The organism is Brachyspira pilosicoli, from assembly GCF_019402445.1.
GTDB lineage: Bacteria > Spirochaetota > Brachyspiria > Brachyspirales > Brachyspiraceae > Brachyspira > Brachyspira pilosicoli_B.
Window position 1 is genome coordinate 1 of the sequence record NZ_SRZM01000449.1, and the last position, 1,842, is coordinate 1,842.

Sequence of the window (1,842 nt, forward strand, 5' to 3'; positions counted from 1 at the left end):
GCGAGCTGCGGGAAAAAGAACAACAAAAAATTGATAAATTAAAAAATTGTTCATTACTAATTTTACGGCTGAAAGTTTTTATGAATGTAGTTTTTATAGCCGTATTTATTATTAATAATAATTAAATTAGGAGATAATATGAAAGCTAAAGGTTTCGTTCATAAATATGGAGATAATGTTGATACTGATGTTATCATTCCTGCAAGATATTTAAATACTGCTAATCATAAAGAGTTGGCTTCTCATTGTATGGAAGATATTGATAAAGATTTTGTAGGCAAGGTTAAAGCAGGGGATATAATGGTAGGAGGAGAGAATTTCGGCTGCGGTTCTTCTAGAGAGCATGCTCCTATTTCTATTAAAGAATCTGGTATATCTTGCGTTATAGCTTCATCTTTTGCAAGGATATTTTATAGAAACTCTATTAACATAGGGCTTGCTATATTAGAATGTGATGAGGCTAGCAAAAAAATAAGTGCTGGTGATGAGGTTGAAGTTGATTTTGACAGCGGTATTATTAAAAACATTACAAAAAATGAAAGCTACAAAGCAGAGCCTTTCCCAGAGTTTATAAAAAATATTATTAACTCTAATGGGCTTTTGAACTCTATAAAAAATAATAATAATTAATTTAAGGGATAATTATTTATGGAAAAAAATATTGTTGTTATTGAAGGGGACGGTGTTGGTCCTGAAATTATTTCTAAGGCTATTGATGTATTAAAAAAAATAGAGCAAAAATATTCTCATAAATTCAATTTAGAATATGTTGATATGGGAGGAGCTTCTATAGATAAATATGGAATTCCTTTAACTGATGAAAATTTAGAAAAATGCAAATCTTCTGATTCTGTGCTTTTGGGTGCTGTTGGAGGTCCTAAATGGGATAATGTTCTTCCAGAAAACAGACCAGAGAAAGGGCTTCTTAAATTAAGAAAAGGTATGGGGCTTTATGCTAATATTAGACCTATAAAAATGCTTAAACCATTAGAATATGCTTCACCTCTAAAAGAAATTGTTACTAAAAATGATATTGATTTTGTTATAGTGAGAGAACTTACTGGGGGCGTATATTTTGGAGAGCATAAATTTGAAAACACTAATAACACAAAAAAAGCAATAGATATTATGCCTTATGATGAAAACGAGATAAAAAGAATAGGTAAGGTTGCTTTTGATATGGCTAGAAAACTTAAAAAGCCTTTAACTTCTGTTGATAAAGCTAATGTGCTTCATACTTCTAAATTGTGGCGTGAAATTATGAATAATTTATCGAAAGAATATAACGATATTAAATATAATGATATGTATGTAGACAATGCTGCTATGCAGATTATTGCTAATCCTTCTCAATTTGGCATTATAGTGACAGAAAACATGTTTGGCGATATACTTTCTGACGAGGCTAGTGTTATAACTGGCTCTATTGGTATGGCACCTTCTGCAAGTCTTGCTGATAATACAGTTGGTATGTATGAGCCTATTCATGGTTCTGCTCCTGATATTGCCGGTAAAGATTTAGTTAATCCTATAGGTACTATACTTTCTCTTGCTATGATGTTTAGACATTCTTTTAATTTGGATAAAGAGGCAGAAAATATAGAAAATGCCGTTTATAAAACCATAGAAGAAGGCTATAGAACTATAGATATTATGCCTAAAGATAAAAATATATCTAATTTATACAAATTAGTAAAATGTTCTGAAATATCAGATATTATTGTATCTAATATATAATAATTAATTGTTAAATAATTATTTGTATTATAGTTCATATTTATTTGATTATGATAATATAATTATGTAATTTAACTTGACAATTCAATTTTAATGTACATAATT

General features: G+C 29.2%; 2 protein-coding genes. Both read left to right on the forward strand.

Annotation, left to right across the window (positions count from 1 at the left end; translation table 11 throughout):
* Positions 1–138: 138 nt before the first annotated feature.
* A complete protein-coding gene (gene leuD / locus E6A48_RS11775) occupies positions 139–630 on the forward strand; it encodes a 3-isopropylmalate dehydratase small subunit (RefSeq protein ID WP_219710493.1) in 492 nt (163 codons plus the stop codon).
* Between the two features lie 18 nt (positions 631–648).
* Positions 649–1,737 carry a 3-isopropylmalate dehydrogenase gene (gene leuB, locus E6A48_RS11780; protein WP_219710494.1) on the forward strand — a complete coding sequence of 363 codons (1,089 nt, stop codon included), beginning with the start codon at positions 649–651 and terminating at the stop codon, positions 1,735–1,737.
* The last annotated feature ends 105 nt before the right edge of the window (positions 1,738–1,842 follow it).

What these genes read in the sequence shown, in the direction of transcription:
- leuD (WP_219710493.1), top strand. Translation starts at nt 139, where the DNA reads ATGAAAGCTAAAGGTTTCGTTCATAAATATGGAGATAATGTTGATACT.
- leuB (WP_219710494.1), top strand. Translation starts at nt 649, where the DNA reads ATGGAAAAAAATATTGTTGTTATTGAAGGGGACGGTGTTGGTCCTGAA.